This window comes from Mycobacterium sp. NAZ190054 (assembly GCF_001545925.1).
Classification (GTDB): Bacteria; Actinomycetota; Actinomycetes; order Mycobacteriales; family Mycobacteriaceae; genus Mycobacterium.
Map to the genome: position 1 here is coordinate 1 of NZ_LMVQ01000424.1, position 1,941 is coordinate 1,941.

The window sequence follows — 1,941 nt, forward strand, 5'->3', positions numbered from 1 at the left end:
AGCCGGCCGCTCCGACCAGCCGCAGCCGCGGGGAGCCGGCCGCCGTCGCGGCCCACGTGGCAGAACTGCGCGCGACGGTGATCCGGCTGGCGCCGTTGTTCGAGGGCGACGACATCGTCGTGACCGCCGGCGGCAGCACCCACTTCGACGCCGTCGCCCACGCCCTGACGGGGTGGCCGGCCGGTCTGTCGGTGCGGCCGGTGCTGCGCAGCGGTTGTTATGTGACCCACGACCACGGCCTGTACGCCCGTACCTCACCGCTGACCCGCGGCGGCGGCACCGGGCTGCGACCGGCGCTGGAGGTGCACGCCCAGGTGGTCTCCCGGCCGGAACCCGACCTGGCGATCCTGACCATGGGCCGCCGCGACGTCCCGTTCGACCAGGGCCTGCCCGTCGCGCTGGACCTCGAGAACGCCACGGTTGTCAAACTCAACGACCAGCACGCCTACCTGCGGCTCGCACCCGGCGGCGGAGCCGGAGTCGGTCAGTGGTTGCGATTCGGCATCTCGCACCCCTGCACGGCGTTCGACAAGTGGCGGATGATCCCGGTGCTCGACGCCGAGGACCGGGTGGTCGACCTGATCCGGACCTTCTTCTGACGCTTCTAGCGTCTGACCTTGCCCCGCTGGTTGTCCCGGTTGCGTTCGAACACCAGCCGTAGGCCGTCGAGGGTCAGGTGCCGGTCATAGTGCTGCACGGTGTGCAGATCGGCCAGCATCATCGGCGCGCTGTGGCCGGTCGCGATCACGTTGACGTCGTCACCGCCGAAACCGTCGACGTCCTCACGCACCCGGTTCACCAACCCGTCCACCAGCCCGGCGAACCCGAACACCGCACCGGCCTGCATGCACTCGACGGTGTTCTTGCCGACCACCGACCGCGGCCTGGTCAGTTCGACGCGCCGCAACGCCGCCGACCGTGCGGCCGCCGCGTCGGAGGACACCTGCACGCCCGGGGCGATCGCACCGCCGAGGAACTCACCCCTCGCCGACACCACGTCGACACAGATCGACGAACCGAAGTCGACCACGATCGCGGCGGTACCGAATTTCTGATATGCGGCAAGGCAATTCACGATCCGGTCGGCTCCGACCTCTTTCGGGTTGTCGACCAGCAGCGGGATTCCGGTGCGCACCCCCGGCTCGATGAGCACCTGCGGGACCGACGGCCAGTACTGGTCGAGCATCACCCGCACCTCATGCAGCACCGAGGGCACGGTGGACAGTCCGGCCGCGCCGGTGAGGCGTTCGGCGTCGTCTCCGATGAGGCCGTCGATCGTCAACGCGAGTTCGTCGGCGGTCACCTCGGATTCGGTGCGGATACGCCAGTGCTGGGCGACCTTGGCGTGGTCTCCGGATCCCGAGATCAGCCCGACCACGGTGTGGGTGTTGCGGACATCGATGGCTAGCAGCACGACATCACCTCGGCGACAACAGTCCGGCGGCGTCCAGCGGGACGAACGCCGGGTCGGCGCCGAGGTCGACCGGACGGTTGTCCGCGTCGACGAACACCACCCGCGGCCGGTACGCCCTGGCCTGGGCATCGTCCATCGTCGCGTACGCGATCAGGATCACCAGATCGCCGGGGTGCACCAGGTGGGCCGCGGCACCGTTGATCCCGATCACGCCGCTGCCGCGCTCGCCGGCGATGACATAGGTGACCAGGCGCGCACCGTTGGCGATGTCGACGATCGTCACCTGCTCCCCTTCGAGCAGGTCCGCGGCGTCCATCAGATCGGCGTCGACCGTCACCGACCCGACGTAGTGCAGGTCGGCCTGGGTCACGGTGGCGCGGTGGATCTTGGACTTCAGCATCGTTCGTAACATCAGTTCCTCCAGGGCAGTTCGTGGCTGACGCCGGACGCGCTGCGCGGATGACCGTCGATGCCTGCGCTCGCCCCGATGTCCACGGCGATGTTGTCGAGCAGGCGGGTGCGGCCCA

The 1,941-nt window shown here is 69.2% G+C and carries 2 protein-coding genes and 2 pseudogenes; 1 reads left to right on the plus strand and 3 read right to left on the minus strand.

Going from position 1 to position 1,941, the window contains the following annotated elements; genetic code table 11:
• Window positions 1-599, plus strand: a pseudogene (locus ASJ79_RS23315) (amino acid deaminase); the annotation flags it as partial.
• Between the two features lie 5 nt (window positions 600-604).
• Here ASJ79_RS23315 and ASJ79_RS23320 read toward each other — a convergent pair.
• The 3 genes and pseudogenes from ASJ79_RS23320 to ASJ79_RS32695 all read right to left on the minus strand — a co-directional run.
• Window positions 605-1,414: a type III pantothenate kinase gene (locus ASJ79_RS23320; protein ID WP_067960526.1), complete on the minus strand. Its 810-nt coding sequence runs from the start codon at window positions 1,412-1,414 to the stop codon at window positions 605-607.
• A 4-nt stretch (window positions 1,415-1,418) separates the two neighbouring features.
• A complete protein-coding gene (gene panD / locus ASJ79_RS23325; RefSeq protein ID WP_067960529.1) occupies window positions 1,419-1,826 on the minus strand; it encodes an aspartate 1-decarboxylase in 408 nt (135 codons plus the stop codon).
• Window positions 1,826-1,941: pseudogene (locus tag ASJ79_RS32695) on the minus strand (pantoate--beta-alanine ligase); the annotation flags it as partial. The gene panD and the pseudogene ASJ79_RS32695, both read right to left, overlap by 1 nt.

Excerpts from the sequence above, each read along its gene's own strand:
- panD (WP_067960529.1), bottom strand. The coding sequence starts at position 1,826 with ATGTTACGAACGATGCTGAAGTCCAAGATCCACCGCGCCACCGTGACC.